At 70.9% G+C, this 26034-nt stretch carries 27 protein-coding genes and 1 tRNA gene; 15 read left to right on the forward strand and 13 right to left on the reverse strand.

The genetic code is table 11. The features are described from left to right. The first annotated feature begins 33 nt into the window (after window positions 1–33). Entirely contained in the window at window positions 34–1245 is a 1212-nt protein-coding gene (locus tag ACOFKS_RS08985) for a toxic anion resistance protein (RefSeq protein ID WP_419808901.1), read from the forward strand. Between the two features lie 4 nt (window positions 1246–1249). Then, the gene (locus ACOFKS_RS08990) at window positions 1250–1966 is read left to right on the forward strand and encodes a hypothetical protein (RefSeq protein WP_419808902.1); all 717 of its coding nucleotides are present in this window, start codon (window positions 1250–1252) and stop codon (window positions 1964–1966) included. A gap of 7 nt (window positions 1967–1973) precedes the next feature. Here the strand turns inward: ACOFKS_RS08990 and ACOFKS_RS08995 are convergent, their stop codons facing one another. From ACOFKS_RS08995 to ubiA, 5 genes are all read right to left on the reverse strand, one after another. Further along, window positions 1974–2408 (reverse strand): hypothetical protein, encoded by a 435-nt coding sequence (locus ACOFKS_RS08995; protein ID WP_419808903.1) that lies wholly within the window; start codon window positions 2406–2408, stop codon window positions 1974–1976. 74 nt (window positions 2409–2482) lie between these two features. Next, on the reverse strand, window positions 2483–3325 hold the full coding sequence (locus ACOFKS_RS09000) for a peptidoglycan-binding domain-containing protein (protein WP_419808904.1): 843 nt from the start codon (window positions 3323–3325) through the stop codon (window positions 2483–2485). A 52-nt stretch (window positions 3326–3377) separates the two neighbouring features. After that, window positions 3378–4163 carry a 3'(2'),5'-bisphosphate nucleotidase CysQ gene (locus ACOFKS_RS09005; protein WP_419808905.1) on the reverse strand — a complete coding sequence of 262 codons (786 nt, stop codon included), beginning with the start codon at window positions 4161–4163 and terminating at the stop codon, window positions 3378–3380. Further along, window positions 4150–5499 carry a TldD/PmbA family protein gene (locus tag ACOFKS_RS09010; protein ID WP_419808906.1) on the reverse strand — a complete coding sequence of 450 codons (1350 nt, stop codon included), beginning with the start codon at window positions 5497–5499 and terminating at the stop codon, window positions 4150–4152. Before ACOFKS_RS09010 ends, ACOFKS_RS09005 begins: the two co-directional genes overlap by 14 nt. Window positions 5500–5549: 50 nt before the next feature. Beyond that, a complete protein-coding gene (gene ubiA, locus ACOFKS_RS09015; RefSeq protein ID WP_419808907.1) occupies window positions 5550–6455 on the reverse strand; it encodes a 4-hydroxybenzoate octaprenyltransferase in 906 nt (301 codons plus the stop codon). Window positions 6456–6626: 171 nt separating this feature from the next. On the opposite strand from ubiA, the gene ACOFKS_RS09020 reads away from it, so the two are divergent. The 5 genes from ACOFKS_RS09020 (at window position 6627) to ACOFKS_RS09040 (ending at window position 9896) form a co-directional block, all read left to right on the forward strand. Beyond that, entirely contained in the window at window positions 6627–6794 is a 168-nt protein-coding gene (locus tag ACOFKS_RS09020) for a hypothetical protein (RefSeq protein ID WP_419808908.1), read from the forward strand. Next, on the forward strand, window positions 6791–7546 hold the full coding sequence (locus tag ACOFKS_RS09025; protein ID WP_419808909.1) for a 16S rRNA (uracil(1498)-N(3))-methyltransferase: 756 nt from the start codon (window positions 6791–6793) through the stop codon (window positions 7544–7546). Before ACOFKS_RS09020 ends, ACOFKS_RS09025 begins: the two co-directional genes overlap by 4 nt. A gap of 91 nt (window positions 7547–7637) precedes the next feature. Then, window positions 7638–7976, forward strand: a complete 339-nt coding sequence (locus tag ACOFKS_RS09030) for a hypothetical protein (RefSeq protein WP_419808910.1) — start codon at window positions 7638–7640, stop codon at window positions 7974–7976. A gap of 55 nt (window positions 7977–8031) precedes the next feature. Further along, a complete protein-coding gene (locus tag ACOFKS_RS09035; protein ID WP_419808911.1) occupies window positions 8032–8466 on the forward strand; it encodes a DUF4440 domain-containing protein in 435 nt (144 codons plus the stop codon). 56 nt (window positions 8467–8522) lie between these two features. After that, a complete protein-coding gene (locus ACOFKS_RS09040) occupies window positions 8523–9896 on the forward strand; it encodes a glutamate--cysteine ligase (RefSeq protein WP_419808912.1) in 1374 nt (457 codons plus the stop codon). Here ACOFKS_RS09040 and ACOFKS_RS09045 read toward each other — a convergent pair. The 4 genes from ACOFKS_RS09045 to ACOFKS_RS09060 all read right to left on the reverse strand — a co-directional run bounded on the left by ACOFKS_RS09045 (window position 9893) and on the right by ACOFKS_RS09060 (window position 13917). Then, on the reverse strand, window positions 9893–11167 hold the full coding sequence (locus ACOFKS_RS09045; RefSeq protein WP_419808913.1) for a methyltransferase family protein: 1275 nt from the start codon (window positions 11165–11167) through the stop codon (window positions 9893–9895). The two genes, ACOFKS_RS09040 and ACOFKS_RS09045, sit on opposite strands and share 4 nt — an antisense overlap. A 175-nt stretch (window positions 11168–11342) precedes the next feature. Continuing rightward, window positions 11343–11912: a class I SAM-dependent methyltransferase gene (locus tag ACOFKS_RS09050; RefSeq protein ID WP_419808914.1), complete on the reverse strand. Its 570-nt coding sequence runs from the start codon at window positions 11910–11912 to the stop codon at window positions 11343–11345. Continuing rightward, window positions 11909–12895: an acyl-CoA dehydrogenase gene (locus ACOFKS_RS09055; RefSeq protein ID WP_419808915.1), complete on the reverse strand. Its 987-nt coding sequence runs from the start codon at window positions 12893–12895 to the stop codon at window positions 11909–11911. The genes ACOFKS_RS09050 and ACOFKS_RS09055 overlap by 4 nt, the downstream gene beginning before the upstream one ends. Continuing rightward, the gene (locus ACOFKS_RS09060) at window positions 12892–13917 is read right to left on the reverse strand and encodes a glycosyltransferase (protein ID WP_419808916.1); all 1026 of its coding nucleotides are present in this window, start codon (window positions 13915–13917) and stop codon (window positions 12892–12894) included. The genes ACOFKS_RS09055 and ACOFKS_RS09060 overlap by 4 nt, the downstream gene beginning before the upstream one ends. A 60-nt stretch (window positions 13918–13977) precedes the next feature. On the opposite strand from ACOFKS_RS09060, the gene ACOFKS_RS09065 reads away from it, so the two are divergent. Next, window positions 13978–16059 (forward strand): M13 family metallopeptidase, encoded by a 2082-nt coding sequence (locus ACOFKS_RS09065; protein ID WP_419808917.1) that lies wholly within the window; start codon window positions 13978–13980, stop codon window positions 16057–16059. 45 nt (window positions 16060–16104) lie between these two features. Beyond that, window positions 16105–16178, forward strand: a tRNA-Gly gene (locus tag ACOFKS_RS09070). Window positions 16179–16466: 288 nt separating this feature from the next. Here the strand turns inward: ACOFKS_RS09070 and bla are convergent. The 3 genes from bla to ACOFKS_RS09085 all read right to left on the reverse strand — a co-directional run bounded on the left by bla (window position 16467) and on the right by ACOFKS_RS09085 (window position 18456). Further along, window positions 16467–17390, reverse strand: coding sequence for a subclass B3 metallo-beta-lactamase (gene bla / locus ACOFKS_RS09075; RefSeq protein ID WP_419808918.1), 924 nt, complete (start codon window positions 17388–17390; stop codon window positions 16467–16469). Window positions 17391–17470: 80 nt separating this feature from the next. Next, entirely contained in the window at window positions 17471–17698 is a 228-nt protein-coding gene (locus ACOFKS_RS09080; RefSeq protein WP_419808919.1) for a hypothetical protein, read from the reverse strand. An 80-nt stretch (window positions 17699–17778) separates the two neighbouring features. Then, window positions 17779–18456: a nitroreductase gene (locus ACOFKS_RS09085; protein ID WP_419809281.1), complete on the reverse strand. Its 678-nt coding sequence runs from the start codon at window positions 18454–18456 to the stop codon at window positions 17779–17781. Between the two features lie 197 nt (window positions 18457–18653). Between ACOFKS_RS09085 and ACOFKS_RS09090 the strand changes: the two genes are divergently transcribed. Next, the gene (locus ACOFKS_RS09090; RefSeq protein WP_419808920.1) at window positions 18654–20753 is read left to right on the forward strand and encodes an ATP-binding protein; all 2100 of its coding nucleotides are present in this window, start codon (window positions 18654–18656) and stop codon (window positions 20751–20753) included. Window positions 20754–20804: 51 nt separating this feature from the next. After that, complete coding sequence (gene dinB, locus ACOFKS_RS09095; RefSeq protein ID WP_419808921.1) at window positions 20805–21878, forward strand: DNA polymerase IV; 1074 nt, start codon at window positions 20805–20807, stop codon at window positions 21876–21878. 71 nt (window positions 21879–21949) lie between these two features. On the opposite strand, the gene ACOFKS_RS09100 is transcribed toward dinB, so the two are convergent. Then, a complete protein-coding gene (locus ACOFKS_RS09100) occupies window positions 21950–22216 on the reverse strand; it encodes a GNAT family N-acetyltransferase (protein ID WP_419808922.1) in 267 nt (88 codons plus the stop codon). Window positions 22217–22266: 50 nt separating this feature from the next. Between ACOFKS_RS09100 and recQ the strand changes: the two genes are divergently transcribed. From recQ to ACOFKS_RS09120, 4 genes are all read left to right on the forward strand, one after another. Continuing rightward, window positions 22267–24042: a DNA helicase RecQ gene (recQ, locus tag ACOFKS_RS09105; protein WP_419808923.1), complete on the forward strand. Its 1776-nt coding sequence runs from the start codon at window positions 22267–22269 to the stop codon at window positions 24040–24042. A 147-nt stretch (window positions 24043–24189) separates the two neighbouring features. Then, window positions 24190–24642 carry a TIGR01244 family sulfur transferase gene (locus ACOFKS_RS09110; protein ID WP_419808924.1) on the forward strand — a complete coding sequence of 151 codons (453 nt, stop codon included), beginning with the start codon at window positions 24190–24192 and terminating at the stop codon, window positions 24640–24642. Beyond that, entirely contained in the window at window positions 24639–25019 is a 381-nt protein-coding gene (locus ACOFKS_RS09115; RefSeq protein WP_419808925.1) for a hypothetical protein, read from the forward strand. Before ACOFKS_RS09110 ends, ACOFKS_RS09115 begins: the two co-directional genes overlap by 4 nt. A gap of 77 nt (window positions 25020–25096) precedes the next feature. After that, window positions 25097–26002: a sterol desaturase family protein gene (locus ACOFKS_RS09120; RefSeq protein ID WP_419808926.1), complete on the forward strand. Its 906-nt coding sequence runs from the start codon at window positions 25097–25099 to the stop codon at window positions 26000–26002. The last annotated feature ends 32 nt before the right edge of the window (window positions 26003–26034 follow it).

Below are 26034 nucleotides of genomic sequence, written 5' to 3' on the forward strand. Positions count from 1 at the left end.
CCACAATCGCGGCCAAGGCCCGTGGAGATTTCGATGGCGACGACGACCGAGACACTGACCGCGGAGCCCGACCTGGTGCTCACCCCGCCCACGCCCGTGCCCGTCGTGCGCGCGGAGAAGGCGGCGGGGCTGGTGCCGGTCGGCGACGATGCCCGGTCGAAGCTGGAGGAGCGGGTCGATACCTTCGTCGCCGAGCTGGTCGCTCAGGACGTCAACTCGCCCGACTTCGGTCGCCGCGTCGATGCGATCACCGCGATGGGCGGCAAGGAGATCCGCGACGCCGCCGGCCAGTCCAACCGCTTCCTCGACCGCCCGGTGCGCGCGATGGATCAGGAGGGCGGGGTCGGCAAGGACCTGGCCGAGCTGCGCCGCGTCGTCGAGGACCTCGATCCCGGCAAGAAGGGCAACCTGACCGCGCCGCAGAAGCTGTTCGGGATCATTCCGTTCGGCAACAAGATGCGGAATTACTTCGACGGCTACAAATCGTCGCAGACGCACATCAGCTCGATCCTGAAGAGCCTCGCCAGCGGCAAGGACGAGCTGTTGATGGACAACGCCGCGATCGACACCGAGCGTGCCAATCTGTGGGGGGCGATGGGCAAGCTGGAACAGATGATCCACCTGTCCAAGACGATGGACGCGCGGCTGGAGGACAAGGCGAACGAGCTGGACCACACCGACCCCGCCAAGGCCAAGGCGATCCGTGAGACCGCCTTGTTCTACACCCGCCAGCGCACGCAGGATTTGCTGACGCAGATGGCGGTGACGGTGCAGGGCTATCTGGCGCTGGACCTGGTCAAGAAGAACAATGTCGAGCTGGTGAAGGGCGTCGATCGCGCGTCCACCACCACCGTGTCGGCGCTGCGGACGGCGGTGACGGTCGCGAGCGCACTGACCAACCAGCGGCTGGTGCTGGAATCGATCACCCAGCTCAACACGACGACGGCGAACATCATCGATTCGACCGGCAAGCTGCTGAAGGACAACACCGCGCGCATCCACGAACAGGCGGCGTCGGCGACGATCCCGCTGGAGACGCTGCAACGCGCGTTCCAGAACATCTACGACACGATGGACGCGATCGACACCTTCAAGGCCAAGGCGCTCGATTCGATGAAGACCACCGTGACCGCGCTGGGCAGCGAGGTCGAGAAGTCGAAGGGCTATATCGCGCGCGCCGAGGGGGCGTCGCAGGGCAAGCTGTCCGGCCCCGCGCCCGCGCAGTTCCAGCTGGAAGCCATCTGATCCGATGAGCGACGTCGACGATCAGATCGCGCGCGCGCGCGCCGCGATGGAACGGATCGCGGGCGATTATGGCACGCGCGTCGACACGCATCGGCGGCGCGTGCGGCGCACCGCGGGCCAGGTCGGCCGCAAGCTGCGCCAGGTCGCGATCGCCGACGCGCTGATCCTGGTCGCGGCGATCGTGCTGGGGCTGGTCGTCGGCGGCATCGGGCTGTTCGGTTTCCTGTCGGTGGTGATGCTGCTGATGGCGGTGAACCTCGCCATCCTGCTCGCCCCCGGCCCGCGCGCGCCGACCGAGGAAAAGCTGCGCCAGGTCGAGCTGAAGTCGCTGCCCGCGCAGACCGAGCGCTGGCTGGAAGCGCAGCGCCCCGCGCTCCCCGCCCCCGCCGTCCGGCTGGTCGATCGCATCAATCAGCGGCTGGAGGCGCTGACGCCGCAACTCGCGCGCGTCGAGGACAATAGCGAACCCGCGTTCGAGGTCCGCAGGCTGGTCGGCGAGCAGCTGCCCGCGTTCATTCAGGACTATGGCCGCGTCCCGACCACCTTGCGCGCCGTCGAACGCAACGGCCGCAGCCCGGACGCGGAACTTGTCGACGGCCTCAAGCTGATCGAGCGCGAGATCGAGGAAATGACCGGGCGGCTCGCGGCGGGCGACCTCGACCAGCTGCAGACGCGCGGGCGGTTTCTGGAATTGAAGTACAAGGACGAGGGGCAGGGCTGAACGGCGGCTATTCGGGTGACAGCTTGAAGCGGACGGGGCGCGCCCGATCCGGCATCGGCACCGCCACCGTTACCTCGTCGTCGATCGTCGGCCCGTCGCCCGCGCCCGAGAACTCGATCTGCACACGCCGCCGCTCGCGCCGGCCGATCGTCAGCGAACCCGCCAGCAACGGCCGGCCGACCGCGTTGCCGGGCACGGCGGCCGTGGTGTCCCACGCGTGGCTGGCCGACGTCGTCCGACCGCGCCACGTCAGCGTCGGCGCGACCGGCACGCGCGCCGGCACCGCGCCGCCGCGATAGACGACCTCGACCGACGGGCCACTCGACGACCAGGCGCCGGTGACGTCGGCGGTGACGCCGCCCGCCGCCAGCCGAGCCGTGTCGCCGGGCAATCCCTGCGTCGAGACCAGCAGGACGCCCGGGTCGGCCAGCGGCTGCAGCATGCCCCGATCGGCCCTGGCGCAGGCCAAGCAGGCGAGCGCCGCCACGGTCCACCCCATCATCGAGAGGCGCCGCATCACGGCGCGCGCCGCAACGTCGACGCCGGCCTGGCGAGCGCCAGCCGCGTGGCGCTGTTCGGGCCGCCGAGATCGCGGTCGGGGTCGAGCCCGTTCCTCGCCTGGAACGCCTTGACCGCATCCAGCGTCGCGCTTCGCGTGCGGCCGACCAGTCCGTCCGCCTGCCCGGGCGAGAGGTAGCCGAGCGCCACCAGCGTGTCCTGAATCGCCTTCATCTGTGGATCGGCGCCTGGTGGCAGGTCCACCGGCCGGTACGCCGCCAGCGGATTGCGGCCACGGATCACGTCGCGGATATAGGGATAGCGGGCGTCGTAGAGCGACATGCCGGCGCCGAACACGCCGGGTCCGTCGTCGCCGCTATACTGTCGGCGCACCGCGTCATTTTCGTACCAGGTCTCGACGATCATCGCCTGCTGCTCGACGTTGAAGCTCGTCCAGGGCTGGCCGAACTGGGCGGCGTCGATCAGATAGGCCTTGCCGCGGTGCTCGTCCCAATGCTTGACCGCGCCCGCATAATCGCCCTCGTGGATGATGTCCCTGATGCCGGCGCCGATCTGCGCCGCGATCGACTTGGCCTGGTAGGTGCCGGACCAGCGGCCGTTGTTGCTGCCCTGCCAGACATGGCACATCTCGTGGATGAAGGTCGCCTTGCGACCCTCGCTGCTCATGATGTCGGTGTAGCCGTTCTTCCACCGGATCGTGAAGTGACCGTTGAAGTGGGTGGTGATGACCTGACCCCCCGCCGAAACGTCACTGATCGACACGTCGTCGTACTTGATGCTGTCCTGGTAGACGTTGCGGGCGAACTCGCGTTCGGCGGCATTGAGCGATCGGGCGGTCATCGGCGGACGCTGACAGCGTGGCGGCGCCGGCGCAAGCGGAAGGACCGCCGGGTCAACCGATGTACGAAAGCCGTCCGGCGCGCTCCGCCAGATGCTCCACCGCCGCCCGGTGCAGCCCCGGCGCGGTCGCCAGCACGCCGAACGCCTGCGGGTCCGGCTTGTTGAAGTGCAGCGGCACGCCCAGCGCGTCGGTGACCCGCGCGCCCGCCTCGGTCGCGATCAGCGCGGCGGCGGCGATGTCCCATTCGTGCCCCCAGCGCAGCGTCGCGACCAGATCGGCCCGGTCGGCGGCGACCATCGCGATGCGGAGCGCGATCGAGTTGGGCTTGGCGACGCAGGCGAAGAGCCGGTCCGCCTTGGGCAGCGCGTCCGCCGGGATGCGCGCGCCGGCCAGCTCGGTTCGCGTGCCGGTCTGGAGGCGCGCGCCGTTCAGCCACGCCCCCTCGCCCACCGCCGCGCGCCACATCTCGCCGCGCGCGGTCGCGTCCAGCACGCCCAGCATGACGCGGCCGCGCTCGACCAGCGCCACCGACACGCACCAGCCGTCGCGGCCGCGGATATAGTCGCGCGTCCCGTCGATCGGATCGACCACCCAGACCCGGTCGCAGGCGAGCCGGTCGGGATGATCCGCCGTCTCCTCGGACAGCCAGCCGGCGCGCGGCGACAGGCGCGACAGCTCGGCGCGCAGGAAGGCGTCGACCGCGAGATCGACCTCGGACACCGGCGAGGCGTCGTCCTTCTGCCAGCGCGCGAAATCGCCGCGCCACCGCCCCAGCGCCAGCTTTCCCGCCTCGGCCGTGATCGCGGTCACGGCGTCGAGCAGGTCAGCCGCCGGCAATCGTCATCCCGTCGACCCGCAGCGTCGGCACGTTGGTGCCATAGCGGAAATCAAGGTCGCTGGCAGGCGTCAACGCCATGAACATGTCCTTGAGGTTGCCCGCGATCGTGAACTCCGCGACCGGCCCGGCCAACTCGCCGCCGACGATGCGGAACCCCGCCGCGCCCCGGCTGTAGTCGCCGGTGGTGCCGTTGACGCCCTGCCCCATCAGCTCGGTGATGTAGACGCCGTCGCCGACGTCGGCGATCAGCGTCTCCGGCGGCACGTGCCCGGCGACCATGTGGAGGTTGCCCGTCGACACGCCCGGCGCGCCGTTGACGCCGCGCGCGGCATGGCCGGTCGGCTCCAGCCCGAGCTGACGCGCCGATGCCGAATCGAGCAGCCAGGTCTCCAGCATCCCCGCCGCGACGATCGTCGACGGCGACACCGGCAGCCCCTCGCCGTCGAACGGCCGCGAGCGCAGTCCGTGCGGGCGGTGGGGATCGTCCTCGATCGTGATGCCGGGCGCGAACACCTCACGGCCCAGCGATTCGAGCAGGAAGCTGGTCTTGCGCGCGATCGACTGGCCCGCGATCGCGCCGATGAAGTGGCCGAGCAGCGATCCGCCGACGCGCGGATCGAAGACCACCGGCATCGGCCCGCTGTCCAGCTTGCCGGGATCGACGCGCGCGACCGCCCGCTCGCCGGCACGACGGCCGATCTCGGCGGCCGGGTCGAGGTGGCGGCGAAGGCGGCTGGAATGATAGGCATAGTCGCGCTGCATCCCCGTCTCGGCGACGCCCGCGAGCACGCTCGCGGACAGGCCGAAGCCGGTCGTCGCATAGGCGTGCGCGAAGCCGGTCGACGTCGCCAGCGCCCAGACGTGCCGCGACGCCGACGCGCCGCCGCCCTCGCTGTTGGTGACGCCGGGCACCGCGCGCGCGGCGTCCTCCGCCTCCAGCGCCAGCGCCTTGAGCTCGGCGGGATCGGCGTCCTCGGCGTCGCACAGGTCGAGCTGCGGCGGCTCGCCGTGGAGCAGCCGGTCGGCAGGCGCGAGGCCCGCCCACGGGTCCTCCGGCGCCTCGCGCGCCATCGCCACCGCGCGCTCGACGGCGGTGTCGAGGCTGGCGGGCGACAGGTCGGAGGTCGAGACGGAGGCGGAACGCTTGCCGACGAAGACGCGCAGGCCGAGTTCCGCGCCCTCGGAGCGGCCGACGTCCTCCAGCTTGCCCAGGCGGACGGAGACTTCGGTCGAGGCGTCGGCGGCGAACACCGCGTCGGCGGCATCCGCGCCGCCACGGGTCGCGCGCGCGACGATATCCGCCGCGCGCTCGCGGGCTTGATCGGGGGAGAGCATGGACGCGATCTAGGGTCGGCGCGCGCGCGGCGCCACCCCAAACCCCGCGCTCACGGCGCCGTGCCGACGACCAGGCAGGCCATGAACACCAGCAGCCCCGTGAAGCGGTTGCTGCGAAAGCGATGCAGCGCGCCCGCGCCGTCGTCCGCGCGCAGCGTCAGCACCTGCCACGCCAGATGCCCTGCCGCCGGCACCAGCGCGACGCCCGCCAGCGGATCCGCACGTACCGTCCAGATCGCCGCCGCCCACAGCGCCACTGCCAGCGCATAGGCGAGCGCGACGCCGCCACGGACATGCCGCCCCAGCCGCAGCGCCGACGAGCGCACGCCGACCAGCGCGTCGTCCTCGCGATCCTGCAACGCATAGATCGTGTCGTAGCCGATCACCCACGCGATCGAGCCGGCGTAGAGCAGCACCGCCGCCGGCGCGAACCGGCCCGTCACCTCCGCCCACCCGACCAGCGCCGCCCAGGAAAACACCAGCCCCAGCCACGCCTGCGGCCACCAGGTGATCCGCTTCATGAACGGATACGCCGCGACCGGCAGCAGGCTCGCCACCGCCACCGCCGCCGCCAGCGGCCGCAGCTGCACCAGCACCGTCAGCCCGACGAGGCAGAGCACGATCAGCCATACCCCCGCCCCACGCACCGACACCGCGCCGCTCGGGATCGGCCGGGCGCGGGTGCGCGCGACCTGCGCGTCCAGATCGCGGTCGACGATGTCGTTATAGACGCAGCCCGCGCCGCGCATCGCGATGCTGCCGACCAGCAGCAACAGCAGCAACGGCCAGCGCGCGAACGCGCCGCCCGCCAGCGCCACCGCCCACGCGCCGGGCCAGAACAGCAGCCACCACCCGATCGGCCGATCGAACCGCGCGAGCAGCGCCAGCCCGCGCACCGTACGTGGCAGCAGCCCGATCAGGCCGGGGTGCTGGGTGTCGGGGGTGAGGTCGGACATGGAGGCGGCGTTACCGTCCGAGCGCTCTTCCGTCACCCCGGCCTTGAGCCGGGGTCCCGCTACCTGGGTCGGCAGAAGAATTGGGATCCCGGCTCAAGACCGGGTGACGGAAAAGTGGCCCCGGCACCCCACACCCGCTATCCGATGTCGGATGCTCGGGTTCGCAACAGCTTGGTAGGCCTCTCAGTCGCGATCGGGCGCTTCATCGAGGCGCTGTTCTGGGCGATCCTGCGCGTCGCGGGCACCGTCGCGACGGCGGTGTTCGCGGGCGCGCTGGTGCTGGTCGTCGCCGCCGTGCTGATCCGCCGCTGGCGACGCAAGCGCCGGGGCGGCCGATGACCGCCGTCCCCGCCTGGCCGCCGCGCTCGACGCCGCGGCTGTTCGTCGACCACGAACTCGTGCCCGGTCCGCTGACGCTCGACGGCCCGCCCGCGCATTACCTCGCGCAGGTCATGCGGGCGAAGATCGGCGATCCGGTCAAGCTGTTCGACGACCGCACCGGCGAGTGGCTCGCTACCGTCGCCGAGGTCGGCAAGCGCCGTCTGGTCCTCGCCGTGACCGAGCGGCTCCGCCCGCGCGAACCGGTGCCCGACCTGTGGCTCTGCGCCGCGCCGCTGAAGAAAGGCCGGGTCGACTGGCTGGCGGAAAAGGCATGCGAGCTGGGCGTCGCGCGGCTGGTGCCGGTGGTGACGCGGCGCACCGTGGTCGATCATCCCAATACCGACCGGCTGCGCGCACACCTGATCGAGGCGGCGGAGCAATGTGGCCGGACGGCGATACCAACGATGGCGGACGCGGTGAAACTTCCCGCGCTGATCCGCGACTGGGCGTCGATGCAGGCAGGGGGCGAACGGACGCTGTTCTTCGCCGACGAGACCGGCGGCGTGCCTGCGTTCGCGGCGATGCGCGCCCAGCCCGGCCCGGCGGCGATCCTGATCGGTCCCGAAGGCGGCTTCGACGACGAGGAGCGCGCCATCATCCGCGCGCTGCCCTACGCAGTCGGCGTCACGCTCGGCCCGCGCATCCTGCGCGCGGAGACCGCGGCGGCGGCGGCGGTCAGCCTGTGGATGGCGGCGGCGGGCGACTGGTGAGGGCGGATTGCATCGACGTTTACCGTTTGGGGGTAGCGGTCGTTAACGAACCCGTGTCACTACCGTAACGATTGCAAGGGGGAGCCGCGCGATGAAGCCGATCGTTTTCGCCATGATCCTGGTCGGGGCGCTCGGTGCCGCGCCCGCGCTCGCCACCGGTGGCGATGGCCATGTCGAAGCCTATGAGGCCTGCGTCGTCGGTGCCGCCGTCCGTGCCTCGTACACGGACGCGGCGACCGACGCGGTCGTCGATGCCGCTCGCGCCGCCTGCGCCGACACCCGCGCCCGCGCGATGCGCGCGCAGCCCGCGATGGTGGCGGAGGCCGACGCGCGTCGCGCCGCGACCCTGCCGGCCGCGATCGACACGCTGCGCGACCGCCGCCGCACCCGCGACGCGATGTACGGCCTGACCCGGCTCGCCACCCGATAGCCGCTGGCGATCGCGTCGCCGCCGCCGTAGGTGGGCGCATTGTCGAAGGAGAGTCATGATCCGTAGCGCGCTTGTCACGATGGCGCTCGCCATCGCCGCAGTTCCAGCCGGCGCGGCCCAGCCGCGACCTGCCGACGTGACGGCGGTGACGGCGTTGATCGACGCCGTCGGCGCCGCGCGGCGCGGCTTCGACCAGGCCGCGCTCGCCCGTCTGACCGCACCCGACTATGTCGAGGTATCGCCGATCGGCGAGGTCGATCCGCGCGAGAAGATGCTCGGCTTCTACGCCGCCGACAAGAAGACGCCCGTCCCCGTCATCACCACCGACGAGCGGACCGTCAGCATCGCCGGCACGACCGCGATCGTCACCGAGCGGCAGTCGATCGGCGAGCGCGCGATACGTGTCCTCTACGTCGCGCGCTACGCCGCCGCAAAGTGGCAGCTCGTCTCCGCCCAGTTCACGCCGATCCGGACGCCCCGACCGAGCTGACTCGCGGCGACCAAGACCCGCTGGCGAAGCCGATGATCGCGGCGTAAGGGCGGGCGATGACGACCACCATGGTTTCCAAGAGCAACTCGCCGGTCATCGAATCGCGCGACCAGCTGATCGCCTCGTTCGCCCGCGGCGAAAAGCCGCCGGAGCGCTGGCGGATCGGGACGGAGCACGAGAAGTTCGTCTACGCCCGCGCCGACCACCACGCCCCCTCCTATGACGAGCCCGGCGGCATCCGCGACCTGCTGACGGCGCTGGGCGACTATGGCTGGACGCCGGTGATGGAGGGCGACACCATGATCGCGCTGTCGGGCGCGGACGGGTCGGTCAGCCTGGAGCCCGCCGGTCAGTTCGAGCTGTCCGGCGCGCCGCTGGAGACGCTGCACCAGACCTGTGCGGAGACCGGCCGGCATCTGGATCAGGTCAAGGCGGTCGGCGAACGGCTCGGCCTCGGCTTCCTCGGCCTCGGCATGTGGCCCGACAAGACCCGCGCCGAGCTGCCGGTGATGCCCAAGGGCCGCTACGACATCATGCGCCGCCACATGCCGCGCGTCGGCTCGCTGGGGCTCGACATGATGCTGCGGACCTGCACGATCCAGGTCAATCTCGACTACCGGTCCGAAGCCGACATGGCCAAGAAGTTCCGCGTCGGGCTGGCGTTGCAACCGCTGGCGACCGCGCTGTTCGCCAACTCGCCCTTCACCGAGGCCAAGCCCAACGGCATGCTCTCGTTCCGCAGCCATATCTGGTCGGACACCGATCCGGCGCGCACGGGCATGCTGCCCTTCGTGTTCGAGGACGGCTTCGGTTACGAACGCTACGCCGACTATGCGCTCGATGTGCCGATGTACTTCGTCTATCGCGACGGCCGCTACATCGACGCGGCAGGGCTGTCGTTTCGCGACTTCCTGCAAGGGCGGCTGTCGGTGCTGCCGGGCGAGCTGCCGACGCTGGACGACTGGACCGACCATCTGTCGACCGCCTTTCCGGAGGTCCGGCTAAAGACCTTTCTGGAGATGCGCGGCGCCGACGGCGGGCCGTGGAACCGCATCTGCGCGCTGCCCGCTTTGTGGGTCGGGCTGCTTTATGACGACGGTGCGCTCGATGCGGCATGGGATCTGGTCAAGGACTGGTCGTTGGAGGGGCGCCAAGCGCTGCGCGACAGCGTTCCCCGGCTGGCGCTCGACGCGCCGTTGCCGGGCGGCGGGCGGCTCCGCGACATCGCCGGCGAGGTGCTGGACATCGCGCATGCCGGGCTGGCGGCGCGAGCGCGCGGCAATGTCGCGGGCGACAACGAGACCGGCTTCCTCGACCCGCTGCGCGAGATCGTCCGCGCGGGCAAGGTGCCGGCGCAGGTGCTGCTCGACCGCTATCATGGCGAGTGGAACGGCGACGTCTCGCGGGTGTACGACGAATACAGCTTTTAGCCGCCGCGCACCCATCGGAACAGGCGCGGTATCGGCGCGCGGCGCTCCATCCAGTCGGCATAGGCGCGGTAGGCCGGGTCCAGCCCCAGATGCCGCTCCTCCGTCTTCGCCCGCCACCAATAGACGCCGCTCACCGCCGCGAGGATCAGCGTCGCGCGGCCGGCGTCCACCCAGCTGCCGAGCGTCAGCACCGGCAGCGTCGACAGCCACCAGAACAGGTTCTTCGACAGATAGGCCGGGTGCCGCGACCACGCATACGGCCCATGCGTGATGATGCCGCGATGCGTGAGGTTGGAGAAGCGCGGCCCGAACGCCACCGTCGACAGCGCGTAGATCGCGGTCAGCGCCACCAGGCATGCGCCGACCGGCCACAGCGACAGCGGATGCCCCGCGAACCAGTGCGTCCAGTCGCTGGTGCCCGGATGATAATCCAGCGGCCCGCCGTCCGCCATCAGGATGAAGGGCGGATAACAGATCAGCGCCGCCGCCCAGCCGCTCGCGAACGGGCTGGCGGAGCGGATGTGGCTGTCGAGCGGCCGCAGCGTCAGCATGTAGCCGACGCTCGCGAACGCCACGTCGACCACGAACATGAAGGTGACGAGCCACCCGGTCAGCGCCACCGGGTCGGTCAACAGCCTGGTCATGTCGCGTCGCACGAAGTCGGCATAGCCCGGCGGCACGATCGCCAGCATGAAGGCGAGGAAGAACCCCTTCACCGCCCAGTTCCGCGCATGATCGGCGATCGCGTCGCGCTCGACCCCCGCCTGTCCGCACAGCCACGCGCCGAGATGCCACGCACCGTCCTTCGGCTCGACCACATAGCGGTCGAGCCACAGCACGTACGGGAGCGCGACCACGAACAGCACCGGCGCAGCGCGGGTGAAGCACCACATCGCGAACGCGAAATTGCCCTGCCAGTAGAAGCGCCCCGTCGCATAGACGAGCGCGATAACCGCCCAGGTCGCGAACAACCCGGCGAGCTTGACCAGGCTGACGTCCAGCGTGTCGCGCCACGATCGCCGCAGCGCCCAGTCGATGCCGGTCGACGGCCGCCGATGCACCTTGTCGACCGCGAGCGACCAGATCACCATCGGCACCGCGCAGGCGAGCAGGTTGCACAGCGCCGCATACGGCCCGTCCATGCCGACGGCGCGCGCCACCGCCACCCAGCCGATCACCCCCGCCAGCCCCGCCAGCCCCGCGCCCGCGCTGACCGCCGAAACGGGGCGCGGGTCGGCCAGGGCCTTGGCGAGCGCGGGATCGTGATACATCGCGCGGCGCTATGCGGGTCGAACGGTAAGCATCCCACTAATCCTCCCCGCCTGCGGGGAGGTGGCGCGCGCGAAGCGCGTGACGGAGGGGGCTATCCTCAAGGGACGACGCGCGCGGCCCACCCCCTCCCCACTCGCTGCGCGAGCGGTCCCCCTCCCCGCAAGCGAGGAGGAATTAGCTAGCCACCACCACCTGCCACTTGCCCGTGAACCGCACCGGCCGCACCCGCCACCGGCGCCCCGCCGCGTGCAGGAAACGTGCCTGGATGCCCGCCGCGTGCTGCGCGAAGTCGTAATAGTCGATGCGGTGATGCGCGAGCACCAGCCGCCCGCCCGGCCGGAGCACCGCCGCCACGTCGCGCGCCACCCGCGCCATCTCGCGCGGCGACAGGTAATAGAGCAGCTCCGCCAGCACGACCGCGTCATAGACCGGTCGCGGCGCCCGGCCCGGCAACACCAGCACGCTCGCCGTCGCGCGCGGCCAGCGTTCGATCGCCCGCGCGGTCAGTGCCGCCCCCTCCGCCGTGCCCTCCGTCGCGTCCAGCCGCAGCGCGCCCGGCGCGATCGCGGCGCTGTTGGAGCCGTTGCCGCTCGCCAACTCCAGCACCCGCCCCCACGGGCCCGGCCCCAGCGCATGCAGGATCGCGGCGCGCTTCACCGCCTCGTCACGCGCGGTGAAGGTCGCCCAGGGATCATCCTCGCCCGCGAACTTGGCGCCGAACCCGGCCAGGTCGATCGCCTTCACAGCGCCGGCCCAAGCAATCCCGCCGCCACCGCCGCGCCGACCCGCAGCCGCTGCGCGTCGGGCGCGGGCTGGCGCAGATAGACCGCGAGGTCCGCCAGCTGCGCCGACAACGGATGCGACACGAAGTGCCCCGGCAGCCCGACCGCCTCCTGCGCTACCGCGATCGCCCGCCCCGCCGCCTCCGCGACCGCCAGCCGCGCCGCCGCGACCCGCGCCAGCCGCGCTTCACCGTCAACCTCGAACCAGGATCGCGCGGCCCGCCGCACCGCCGCCGCCGCGCCCTCGGCCAGCGCGAACAGCTCGGCCAGCCGCGCCGCCTGGAACGGATCGGCCGCGCGGCCCGCGGCGACCAGGTGATCGCGCGTGCGGTCGACCAGCCCGGCGACGCCGCCCGCATGCACCGCCACGAAGCGCAGCGCGCCGCCGCTGAAATACGGCTCACGCACATAGTCGCCCGGCGCGCCGACCGGATCGCCCGCCGCGACCGGCGCGTCCGCCCAGCGCACCTGATGCGTCTCGGAGCGCTGCATCCCCGTCGTCCGCCACCAGTCGCGATCGATCGCCGGCACGGTGCGCGCCAGATCGACCAGCACGAGCTGTGCGCCATCCGGCGTGTCGGCGGTGACCAGCGCATGCGTCAGCACGCCCGCGCCCGACGCATAGCTCTTGCCCCCCGACAGCCGTCCGTCGGCGAGCACCAGCGGCTCGCCCGCCAGCCACGCGTTCCACACCCCGAGCAGCGCGCCGCCGCCGATCGCCTCGCCCAGCGCCGCAACCTGATCGGGCGACCCATAGCGCCGCACGATCTGCGTCGCGTCGACATGCCCTTCCAGCAGTCGCCCCAGCGGCAGGTCGCGCCGTCCCGTCTCGTAGAGCACACGCAGCAGATCGACATAGGCATCGAACCCCGCGGGATCGCCCGCCGGCGTCCCGCGCCAGCCCGCCGCGTCGATCGCGCCGCGCAACAGCGTATTCATCGTCATGCCGCCCCCCGGCACAGCGCCAGCTCCAGCGCGGCGAGCGCCCGCTCCGCCTCGGCCAGCGGCACCAGCCGCGCGGCGTCGGGCGCCGCCGGCACGATCCGCATCGCGAACGCCTCCGCATTGGGGCAGTCGCGCGCGACGCCGAGCACATGGTCCGCGCTCAGCCCGACCGCCTGCCCGACCGCTGCCCAGTCACCCCGCGCGAACATCGCCCGCGCCAGCGCGTGACGCGCGTATTGCCACGCCGCCGCCGCCGGGTGCTGGACGCGCGGCAGGCCGTTCGCGGCCAGCGCGTCGAGGCTCGTCGCCAGCCCGCCCGGCACGCGACCGATCCGCCGCGCCGACGTCTCGACCGCCATCGCCGGATCGTGCCGAACCCGGAACCCGGCCCGCGCGGCATCGTCGAGCAGCCGCGCGTCCTCGCCCGCCGGCAGCGGCAGGAACCCGCCGAGCGCATGATAGACGTCGGCGCGCACCGCCAGGTTCGCGCCGCCGGCATGATGGCACCCGCCGGCCTCCCACGGCACCGGATCGACCGCGCGGCGATAGCCGTGCAGCCGGTCGTAATAGCGCTCCACCCTGACCTGCCGTGCGTCGACGCGATCGCATTCGATGCGCCCCGCCGCCACGTCCGCGACCGCCAGCGCCGCGCACGCCGCCTGCAACCAGTCGGATCGCGGCCGACTGTCGGCATCGGTCGACAGCAGCAGCGCGCCCGCCTCATAGCCGACCGTCGCCAGCCCCATCGCCATCGCCGCCGCCCGCGCGCGGCCCGCGTTGGCGTCCGCGCGCATCGGCCCCACCTCGACCCGCACCGGCGCGGCGCGCAGCAGCGCCTCGCTCGCGTCGGTACAGCTGTCCAGATAACAGCAGAACGTCACCGCCAGCCCGCGCCGATCGAGTCCCGCCAGCGCGTCGAGCAGCGACGGCAACGCCGCCGCCTCATCGCGCACCGGCACGCAGATCGCCACCGTCACCCCTTCGCTCCGCAACCCGATCTCCCGACTTTCCTGTTTGTCCAAGGTGACTTGCGCCAACCCGTGACGCGGCATAGCGATGCAGCGATCGAGAGGGGAAATACCATGTCGTTCCGTTTCCACCGACAATCTGCGTTGTGCGGCGCGCTGTTGCTCTTCGCTGGCCCCGCCATGACCCAGACCGCCTCGCCGACCCCCGCCCAGACTGCGAGCCAGCCCGCCGCCGGCCCGCGCTACGGCAGTTTCGGCGTCGACCTGACCGCGCAGGACCCGGCGGTGAAGCCCGGCGACGACTTCTGGACCTTCGCCAACGGCGCCTGGGACCGGCGCACGGCGATCGCCGCCGACCGCACCTCGGCGGGCGTGGCGGTGGTGCTGGTCGACCAGGCCGAGCTGCAGGTCCGCGCGATCCTGGACGATGCCGCGAAGAACCCCGCCGCGATCGGCGCGGGCGCGCAGCAGATGGGCGACCTCTACGCCAGCTTCATGGACGAGGCCGCGATCGAGCGCGCCGGCACCGCGCCGCTGCGCCCCTATTTCGCGAAGATCGACGCCGCCAGCGACAAGGCGAAGCTGCAGACGCTGTTCGCGACCGTCGGCTACGCTTCGCCGGTCGAGATCGGCCAGCTGCCCAACCCGACCGACCCGACCCGCTACACCGTCGCCGCCAGCCAGGGGTCGCTCGGCATGGGCGGGCGCGACTATTACCTGCTGACCGGCGCCAAATACGATCAGTTCCGCGCCGCCTATCGCGCCTATGTCGAAAAGATGCTGACGCTTGCCGGCGTCGCCGACGCGGGCGCGCGCGCCGACCGCATCGTCGCGCTGGAAACCGCGATGGCGAAGGTCGAGTGGTCGCCCGTCCAGGAGCGCGACCTGATGGCGATGCTGAAGCCGATGGACGCCGCCGGGCGTCAGCGGCTGGCGCCGGAGTTCGACTGGGCATCGATGCTGACCACCGCCGGCTATGGCAGCATCGGCAGCGGCCCGATCATCATGGGCACGTCGACGGCGCTGACGGAGCTGGGCAAGATCTACGCCGCGACCCCGGTCGCGACCTGGCAGGACTGGATGAAGTTCCGCTTCGTCGCGGCCAATGCGGCGGTGCTGCCGCGCACCTTCGACGACGCGACCTTCGACTTCTACGGCCGCACGCTCAGCGATCAGCAGGAGCAGCGCGCGCGGTGGAAGCGTGGCGTCGGGCTGGTCAACGGCACGATGGGCGAGGCGGTCGGCCGCATCTACATCGCGCGCCACTACCCGCCGGAGAGCGAGGCGAAGATGGCCGAGCTGATCGGCGACCTGCGCGCGGCCTATCACGACCGCATCTCGGCCAGCAGCTGGATGGACCCGGCGACGCGCGAGAAGGCGCTGGCGAAGCTCGCCGCGTTCGATCCCCGCATCGGCCACCCGGTCCAGTATATCGACTATACGTCGCTCCGCGTCGTGCGCGGCGATCCGCTGGGCAATGCGGTGCGCGCGGGCGAGTTCCAGCACCAGCTCGATCTCTCCCGGCTGCCCAAGACCGTCGACCGCGCGTTGTGGGAGATGACGCCGCAGACGGTGAACGCCTATTACAACCCGCAGTCGAACCAGATCACCTTCCCGGCCGCAATTCTGCAACCGCCGATGTTCGATCCGCGCGCCGACGCGGCGGTCAATTACGGTGCGATCGGCGCGGTGATCGGGCACGAGATGGGCCATGGCTTCGACGACGAGGGCAGCCTGTTCGGGCCGACCGGCAAGATCGAGAACTGGTGGACGCCCGCCGCCCACGCCGCCTTCAAACAGCGCACCACCGCGCTGTCGGGCCAGTTCGATCAGTATGAGCCGATCCCCGGCGTGCACGTGCAGGGCGCGCTGACGCTGGGCGAGAATATCGGCGATCTCGGCGGGATCGAGGCGGCCTATTCGGCGTATCAGAAGTACCAGGCGAAGCACGGCCGCGCGCCGGTGATCGGCGGCCTGACCGGCGACCAGCGCTTCTTCCTCGCCTATGCCCAGGCGTGGCGATCGAAGGTCCGCGAGGGCGCGGCGCGCGCGCGGCTGCTGACCGACCCGCACTCGCCGCCATTCTATCGGGTCAACGGCATCGTTCGCAACGTCGACGCCTGGTACACCGCGTTCAACGTCAAGCCGGGCGACAAGCTGTATCTCGCCCCCGACCAGCGCGTCCACATCTGGTGACGTTGACGGCGGCGTCGCTCTTGTGCGACGTCGCCGCCGGTGCGGGCGGGTGTAGCTCAATGGTAGAGCAGAAGCCTTCCAAGCTTATGACGAGGGTTCGATTCCCTTCACCCGCTCCATTACCTTTCAGTGACTTAGCCGGTTCGGTCTCGCGGCTTTCCAACATGCCTACCGGATGAAGCCGAACGGCTGCCCGGTTCAGTAGAGGCACAGCGTCGGAATGACGGTAAATTACAGCCAGAGCAGGGCAGCGCCGAGCCGCTTCATGCTGATGCGGCGCGCGCCATCACGATCGCCGCAGGCTCCAGCTTCGTAATCCGGTAAGCCATCCGATAGCCATCTCAGGACGTCGGACGCTGTAGGCACGCGGTATCGAGTACGGCCGGCCATGACGAGGTGAAATGCCGTCAATCCTGACCGGAAGCGCCAGGTCTGGTTTCGGCGGCAAGTCGTTGATCCAGCTTCGTCCTGCCGCTGTCGGCATAGGCCGCGCATGCCGAGGCGGAGGACAGGGGCATGCTGCCCGCGAGGCGCTCGTAGAGGCTGCTCGCGGCGGGGTGCGGGGTAACGATCAGATCGCACGGCAGGGCCGCGATCCTGGCGAGGCTCGCCCGGAAAGCGGCGACATAGGCCGGGTGCCGAGCAAAGCGATAGCCTTCCGAAGAGATCGCGCTGACGCTGTCGGCATAGACGATCCGATGGCAAATGCCGTTCGCGCACGACCGCCACGACCACGACGTGCTGCCCGGCGCATGCCCCGGTGTCGCATGCGCGGTCAGCCGCAGCGAGCCGAGCGCCACGACCTCGCCGTCGCGTACCGTCCGGTCGACCGGCACGCCGCGAAACTCCGGGACGCTGCCGGTCCGCTGCGGGTCATCGCGCGCGGGCACGCCGCTTTCCAGCGCGGCCCTGGCGGCCGGCGTGGCCGCCATCGTCGCGCCCGTCCGCCGGCGGAGATCGCGCAGACCGCCGGCATGATCGCCATGCTCGTGCGTCGACAGCAGCAGCTTCACGTCGGACGGCCTGAACCCCAGCCGTTCGATATTGGCCACGATCGACGGAACGGCCTCGGCGGTCGCGCCGTCGATGACGACCGCGCCCCTGTCGCCCGCGATCAGCAGGACCACGATGTTGCAGGTGCCGACGTCATAGACGTTGCCGAAGATGCGGATCGGCGGGGCCGGATCGCTCCACCCCTCCTTGCCCACGCACTGCGCCTGGTGGTCGGCAAAGCTGGCCACGCGCGGTGCCGGCTTCGGGGGCGACGCGACGATCGGCGGCACCGCAAGCAAGGCGGCGATCGCGCCTGCTGCCCAGATCGGTGCCCGCATCCTATCCGTCCCTATTCTCGACTTCACGTCCCTGATCGGCCCGGCCTACCGCGTCGGGCCGCGTCGCGAAACGGTACGCGTCAAAGCGCCAGCGGTGCGTCGAGCAGTTCGGGCGCGCGGGTCGACAGCTCATATTTGCAGCGCTCGCCCTGCCCCGCCCGCGTGTTCATCCGGAGCAGCCCCTCGACCGGTTCGGTCGAACACGGCAGCGCCGGCAGGTTGATATCGCGATGGCACCAGGCGCAGGTGGTCGATCCCAGCGCACTCGGCTCCGTCCGCCATGGCAGCGGCTGCGCTTGCTCGGTCACCGGACACTCTCCCTCGACGTTTCTATTCTGTCGTCGCATGCCAACGCATGGGCGCGGCACGAGGGCGCAAGCGTTCTCGTTCAGTCGGAAAAGCCCACGAACGTCGCCGCCTCGCCGACCGCGCGCCGCTCGGACACCACCGCGTTTGCCGGAAAGTCATGATCGGGCCAGCCCAGCGCGATACTCTTCATGATGACCTGATCGTCGGGGATGCGCGCGTGCTCGCGCACCACCGGCGACTGCATGATGCCCTGGCTGTTGATGACGGTGCCGAGACCCCGCGACCAGGCGGCGTTGACCAGCGCGGTCGCTACCGCACCGCAGTCGAAGGCGGTGTCGTCGCTGCCGCCCAGCACCCGGTCATAGGTGATGACGACGCACACCGGCGCGTCGAACTGCCGGAACCCGCGCAGCACCCAGTCGTCGCGCCGCGGCTTGTCCTCGCGCGCGATCCCCATCGCGGCGAACAGCTGCTTGGCGACCCCCACCTGTCGGTCGCGGTGATGGCCCGCGAACGCCTCGCCGGTGCGGAACTCGCGCGACTGCGGCACGCCCGCCACCATCCGCTCGGTGTTGCCGCGCCGGATCGCGTCCAGCGCGTCGCCGGTCAGGACATGAAAATGCCACGGCTGCGTGTTCATCGACGACGGCGCCCGCATCGCCAGGCCGATCACCTCCTCGATCAGCGCCCTCGGCACCGCATCGGGCCGATAGCCGCGGATGCTGCGGCGGCCGCGCACGACCTCGTCATAGGACATGCCCGCGCCCGCATTTCCGGCCTCCGTCGCTTCCGCCATGCACCCTCCGATTGCCGCATCGGGACGACGGCTAGCATGCTTTCCGACCCATGCCACCGGCGGTCATGGCCGGACCTGCCACCGTTCGATGATCTGGTTGCTCTCGCAGGCGCGCGAGCGGTTCCAAAACGCGCCCTGTTCGCTAGAGCGGTGTCGGCATGGCAAGCGCTCTCCCACCGGTCCACCCGCTCCCCCCGTCGCTCCGCTTCCTCGACGGCGGCGGCGAGGCGACGCGGCTGATCCTCGCGCGCGATTGGTCGGACCATGTGCTGGGTCCGCCCGCCGGCTGGCCGGACACGCTCAAGGTGACGCTCGGCACCGTGCTAAACTCGCCGGAATCGATGATCCTCGCCTGGGGTCGCGACGAGCTGAGCTTCTTCTTCAACGACACCTATGCGCCGCTGCTCGGGCCGCGACTGCCCTGGGCGATGGGGACGCGGTTCCGCGACGTCTGGGCCGACGGCTGGGAGCAGGCGAAACCGATCATCGACGATGCGTTCGCCGGGCACCGTCAGCGGTTCACCGACCTGCCGTGGAAGCTCGGCACCGATCGCGGCCCCGCCGAGACCTGGTTCACCTTTTCCTACTCGCGCATCCTCGATCCCATGGGCGAAGTCGCCGGGCTGTTCGTCTTCACCAACGAGACTACCGGCCGCGTGCTCGCCGACCGCGCGCTATCGCAAAGCCAGAGCGATCTGCGCGCACTGAACGCCACCTTGGAACAGCGGGTCCGCGACGCCATTGTCGATCGCGACCGGACGTGGGGCAATTCGCGCGATCTGCTGGTCGTCCTCGACGACACGGGCACGTTCCGTGCGGCCAATCCCGCATGGACCACCGTGCTGGGCTGGTCCGAGCAGGAGCTGGTCGGCCGCTCCTATCTCGACATCATCCATCCCGACGATCATCCGTCCAGCGCACAGGCGCTCGTCACCGCCTCGTCACAGGCCCTGCCGACCTATGAGAATCGCTATCGTCACCGTGACGGCGGTTACCGCACGATCTCCTGGGTGGCCGCGCCGGAGGGGCAGCTGATCTACGCATCGGGCCGCGACATCACCGACGAGCGCGACCGCGACGCCGAACTCGCGAGCGCACAGGAAGCGCTGCGACAGGCGCAGAAGATGGAGGCGGTCGGCCAGCTTACCGGCGGCCTCGCGCACGACTTCAACAACCTGCTCACCGGCATGATGGGCAATCTGGAGCTGCTCCAGCTCCGCATCGCGCGTGGGCGGGTCGACGATCTCGACCGTTTCATCGTCGCCGCGCAGGGCGCCGGCCGCCGCGCCGCCGCGCTGACCCAGCGGCTGCTCGCCTTTTCGCGCCGCCAGACGCTCGATCCAAAGCCGACCGACGTCAACCGGCTGGTCGCGGGCATGGAAGAGCTGCTGCGCCGCACGATCGGCCCCGCCAACACGCTGGAGGTGGTCGGCGCCGGCGGGCTGTGGACCGCGAACATCGACGCGGGCCAGCTGGAGAACGCGCTGCTCAACCTGTGCATCAACGCGCGCGACGCGATGCCCGACGGCGGCCGCATCACGGTGGAAACCGGCAACAAGTGGCTCGACGACCGCGCCGCGCGCGACCGCGACCTGCCGCCCGGCCAGTATCTGTCGATCTGCGTCACCGACACCGGCACCGGCATGGACACCGACACCGTCGCCCGCGCCTTCGAGCCGTTCTTCACCACCAAGCCGATCGGCCAGGGCACCGGCCTGGGGCTGTCGATGATCTACGGCTTCGCGCGCCAGTCGGGGGGGCAGGTCCGCATCTATTCGGAGGTCGGGTCGGGCACCACCATGTGCATCTACCTGCCGCGCCATCTGGGCGCCGAGCAGGCCGACGACGGCGCTCCCCTCGCCACCGCGACGGGCAGCACCACCGGCGGCACGATCCTGATCGTCGACGACGAGGCGACGATCCGCCATCTGGTCGACGAGGTGCTCGACGATGTCGGCTACACCGTGATCGGCGCGGCGGACGGCGCGGCGGGGATCAAGGTGTTGCAGTCGGGCGCGCGGATCGACCTGCTCATTACCGATGTCGGCCTGCCGAACGGCATGAACGGCCGTCAGGTCGCCGATGCCGCGCGCTCGCTGCGGCCGGGGCTGAAGGTGCTCTTCATCACCGGCTATGCGGAGAACGCGGCGGTCGGCAACGGCCATCTGGAACCGGGCATGGAGTTGTTGACCAAGCCCTTCTCGCTCGACGCGCTGATCGGCAAGGTCGCGGACATGATGCCGGCCAAGCCCGCCTGACGACGCGGGTCGCCGTTCCCCCTACGTTCGCGACCTGCTAACGTGCCCGCGATGCCGGACCCCGTCACGCGCAAGATCATCCACATCGACATGGACGCCTTTTATGCGTCGGTCGAACAGCGCGACGAGCCTACCTTGCGCGGCCGGCCGGTCGCGGTCGGCTCTCCGGCGGCGCGTGGCGTGGTGGCGGCGGCGAGCTACGAGGCACGCGCGTTCGGCGTCCGCTCCGCGCTGCCCTCGATCACCGCGCTGCGACGCTGTCCCGACCTCGTCTTCGTCCGCCCGCGCTTCGAGGTGTACAAGGCGGTGTCGCGCCAGATCCACGCGATCTTCGCCGACTATACCGACCTGATCCAGCCGCTGTCGCTGGACGAGGCGTATCTGGACGTCACCGCCAACCGCGCCGCGCTGCCCACCGCCTGGGCCACCGCCAAGGCGATCCGCGCGCGCATCCTGGCAGAGACCGGGCTCAACGCCTCGGCGGGGATCAGCTACAACAAGTTCCTGGCGAAGCTCGCGTCGGACCACCGCAAGCCCAACGGCCAGTTCGCGGTGACGCCCGAGATGGGCGCGGCGTGGGTCGAAACGCTGCCGGTGTCGCGCTTCCACGGCGTTGGCCCGGTCACCGCGGCGAAGATGAAGCGGCTGGGGATCGAGACCGGCGCCGATCTCCGCGCCAGGCCGCTCGCTTTTCTGGAGGAGCATTTCGGCAGCAGCGCCGGCTGGTATCACGCGATCGCACGCGGCGAGGACCACCGCCCGGTCAATCCCGATCGCGTCCGCAAGTCGTCGGGGTCCGAAACCACCTTCGACCGCGACCTCATCGACCCCGCCGAGATCGAGGCTGGCGTGCTCCGCATGGCCGACGACGTCTGGACCTGGTGCGAGAAGGCGGCGGCGTTCGGCCGCACCGTCACGGTCAAGATCAAGTTCGGCGACTTTCGCCAGATCACCCGCAGCCGCAGCCACCCCGCCCCGGTCGCCGACCACGCGCTGTTGCGCCAGGCGAGCCTGGACCTCGTGCGATCGATCTACCCGCCCGAGACCGGCATCCGACTGGTCGGCGTTACCGTCTCCAATTTCGGCGGCGACGGCGCGGCGCTACCGCTGTTCGACGGGAGCTAAAGCATCGGGCGCTATATCTGACCCGTTCGTGCCGGACAGAGGAAGGTGCGTCGGCTATTGTGCACGATGCTCTAGGCCGGCGTCGCGGCGTCGGGATGACGCTGCAGATATGCCGCCACGAACGGGCATTGCGGCACCACCTTCAACCCCCGCGCCTTTGCGTCCGCGAGCGCCCCGGCGATCAGCCGCGAGCCGACGCCATGCCCCTCCGCCTCAGGCGGCACGACGGTGTGCGTAAAGGTGATGGTGTCGCCGTCCAGGTCATAGGCGGCGATCGCCGGCCCGGCCTCGGTCGACAGCTCGTAGCGGCGCTCGCCGCGATTGTCGGTCACGTCCATCCGTTGACCCTAGCACGACGCGCCGTCCGCCCGATATAGGGCGCGCCTTCATGCTCCTCGATCCGCTCCCCGCCCTCCGCCAGGTCTTCGGCTTCCCCGCCTTTCGCGGCGTCCAGGAACAGGTCGTCGCGCGCGTCCTCAACGGCGAGCGCACGCTGGCGGTGATGCCGACCGGCGCGGGCAAATCGCTCTGCTATCAGCTGCCCGCGACGATGCTGGACGGCACCTGCGTCGTCGTGTCGCCGCTGATCGCGCTGATGCACGATCAGCTTCGCGCCGCCACCGCGGTCGGCATCCGCGCCGCGACGCTGACCTCGGCGGACGAAAACCGCGCCGAGACGATCGCCCGGCTGAAGGCGGGCGACCTCGATCTGCTCTACGTCGCGCCCGAACGCGCCTCGCAGGGCTATTTCCGCGACCTCCTCGCGCAGACCAGGATCAGCCTCTTCGCGATCGACGAGGCGCATTGCGTCAGCGAGTGGGGGCATGATTTCCGCCCCGACTATCGCCTGCTCAAACCGCTGCTCGACAGCTTCGGCGACGTGCCGCGGCTGGCGCTGACCGCCACCGCAGACGAGCACACGCGCCAGGATGTGGCGGTGCAGCTCGGCATCCCCGCCGACGGGCTGATCGTATCGGGCTTCGACCGGCCCAACATCCGCTACGCCATCGCGCCGCGCGACAACGCCACGCGCCAGATCGCCGACCTGATCGCCGAACAGCGCGGCGCCGGCATCGTCTACGTGCAAAGCCGCGCCGGCACCGAGCGCATGGCCGCCGCACTCGCCCGCACCGGCCGCCCGGTGCGTGCCTATCACGCCGGCATGGAACCGGCGCTGCGGCAGAAGAACCAGGCCGATTTCGTCGCGTCGGAGGACATGGTGATGTGCGCTACCGTCGCGTTCGGGATGGGCATCGACAAGCCCGACGTCCGCTTCGTCGCCCATGCCGGCCTGCCCAAGTCGATCGAGGCCTTTTATCAGGAAACCGGCCGCGCCGGGCGCGACGGCGACCCGGCGGTGGCCCATTTGTTCTGGGGCGCCGACGACTTCGCGCGCGCCCGCCGCCATCTGGCGGAGGTCGAGCCGTCACGCCAGCCCGGCGAGCGCCAGCGGCTGACGGCCTTGGGCGCGCTGGTCGAGACCGCCGGGTGCCGCCGCCGCCTGCTGCTCCGCCACTTCGGCGAAGAACTCGCGGCGGACTGCGGTAATTGCGATAACTGCCTGGGCGTCGGCACCGGCCAGAGCGTCGACGCGACCGAGCTGGCGCGCAAATACCTCTCTGCCGTGTTCCGCACCGGCCAGCTGTTCGGCGCGGGCTATATCGAACAGGTGCTGACCGGCCAGTCGACCGAGCGCAGCCTGACCAATGGGCACGAGGCGCTGTCGGTGTGGAACCTGGTCGGCGCCGACGACGCGCCGCTGCTGAAATCGGTCAACCGCGCGCTCGTCACCCGCGACGCGCTGCGCGCCAACGAGCATGGCGGATTGGAGTTCGGCCCCGGTGCCCGCGCGATCCTGAAGGGCGAGGAAACGCTGTCGCTCACGGTCCAGCCCAAGCGCGAACGCCGTCGCCGCCGCGACCAGCCGCCGGCCGCGAACCCGGCCGACACGCCGCTGTTCGAGGCGCTCCGCAGCCGCCGCCGCGAGCTGGCGCAAGAGGGCGGCGTCCCGCCCTACGTCATCTTCCACGATTCCGTGCTCCGGGACATGGCCGCGCGCCGCCCGACCTCGCGCGCGGAACTGGCGGTGCTGAGCGGCATCGGCGCCCGCAAGCTGGACGCCTATGGCGACGCCTTCATCCAGGTAATCCGCGACGCCACCTGAAAGCCTCCCCGCTCGCGGGGAGGTGGCGCCCGCAAAACGCGTGACGGAGGGGGCGGGCCGCGGGCGCCGCGCGACACGGAAAACCCCCTCCGTCATCGCTGCGCGATGCCACCTCCCCTTCCAGGGGAGGATTGCCTAAGAGGGCTCATGCCCGACCTTCGCCCCCTCAACGACCGCTTCGCCGTCGCCCCGCAGATCGATCCGCAAGACCTCCCCGCCATCGCCGCCGCCGGCTATGTCGCGATCGTCAACAACCGGCCCGACGACGAACAGCCCGGCCAGCCCAGCGGCGCCGACATCCGCGCCGCCGCCGAGGCCGCCGGGCTCGCCTATGCCGAGATCCCGGTGACGCATGCCGGCTTCTCGCATCCGCAGATCGACGCGATGGTCGCCGCGATCACCGCCGCCGACGGGCCGGTGCTCGCCTATTGCCGCTCGGGGACGCGCTCGTGCAACCTGTGGGCGCTCGCCGCTGCCCGCGCGGGCCGCGACCCGGCGGTGCTGGTCGCGCAGGCGGAAGGGGCGGGCTACGACCTCGCCGGCCTGCGCCCGACGCTCGACGCGCTCGCCAGTGCCGACTCGGCGGTGGATCGGCGGTGAACTGGTTCCAGCTCGGCGGGTCGCTCGCCGCCATCCTGATCCTCGCCGCGATCGCCTGGGCGCTCCGCCTCGGCCGTGACGCGCGCATCGCCAGCCCGGAAGAAGCCGCCGCCGCCGCCGAGGCCGCGCTCGCGGGGTTCGCGGCCGCCGACGTGGTGGTCGGCGCCGACGGCGCGGGCGCGCTCGCGGTCGGCGAGGACGGCCGCCTCGCCGCGATCAAGCGCCACGGCGCCCGCGCGGCGGTACGCGAGGTCAGCTGGTCGGCGGTGCGCCCGATCGCGGGCGGCGTCACGATCGAGACCAACGAACGTCGCTTCGGCGCCGTGATGCTGGCCGGCGTCGACGTCATCGACCTGCGAAGGCTGGCCAAGGTCTAGATCCTCCCCGGCACGGCAGGGGGAACCGCGCGCGGGAGGATTTGCCTGCCCTGCTGACATTGCTGTAAGTTGCCGCGGTGGACACGCTCCCCAACCCGATCGACTACGCCGTCCCCGCCTTCGTCGTGCTCGTCCTGGCGGAAATGCTCGTCGCCCGCGCACGGGATCGGCATCGCTATTGTCCGCGCGACACGCTGACCAGCCTCGCACTCGGGCTCGGCTCCACCGTCGCGGGCGTGCTGTCGGGCGGGGCGGTATTCGCGCTGGCGACGTGGCTGTCGCGCTATGCCGTCTTCTCGATCGGCTGGGCCTGGTATTGGTGGCCGCTCTGCTTCGTGCTCGACGACCTGCTCTACTACGTCTTCCACCGCTCCGCGCATCGCGTCCGCTGGTTCTGGGCGAGCCACGTCATCCACCACTCGTCGCAGCACTATAATCTCAGCACCGCGCTGCGTCAGACCTGGACCGGCTTCGTCTCCGCCGCCTTCCTGTTCCGGCTGCCGCTGTTCCTCATCGGCTTTCCGCCGGCGATGGTGTTCTTCGTCGCCGGGCTGAACCTGATCTATCAGTTCTGGATCCATACCGAAGCGGTCGGCCGCCTGCCGCGCCCGATCGAGGCGGTGATGAACACGCCGTCGCATCACCGCGTCCATCACGCCACCAACGCGCGCTACCTCGACACCAACTATGCCGGCGTGTTCATCGTCTGGGACAAGCTGTTCGGCACCTTCACCCCCGAGCGCGACGACGACCGGCCGCGTTATGGGCTGGTCAAGGACCTCGGCTCCTTTTCGCTGCTATGGGCGGCGTTCCACGAATGGGTCGGCATCGCCAGAGACGTCGCCGCCGCGCCGTGGCGGCACAAGCTCGGCTATATCTGGCGCCCGCCCGGCTGGAGCCATGACGGCAGCCGCGACACCAGCGAGACGATCCGCGCGAAATGGGCCGAGCGGGAGCGCAGCCGATCCGCGCCCCTTCCATGAACCAGACGTCGGCCGATCGATGAAGCCATTTG

It is taken from the genome of Sphingomonas sp., from assembly GCF_965200135.1.
In the GTDB taxonomy this organism is placed as follows: domain Bacteria; phylum Pseudomonadota; class Alphaproteobacteria; order Sphingomonadales; family Sphingomonadaceae; genus Sphingomonas.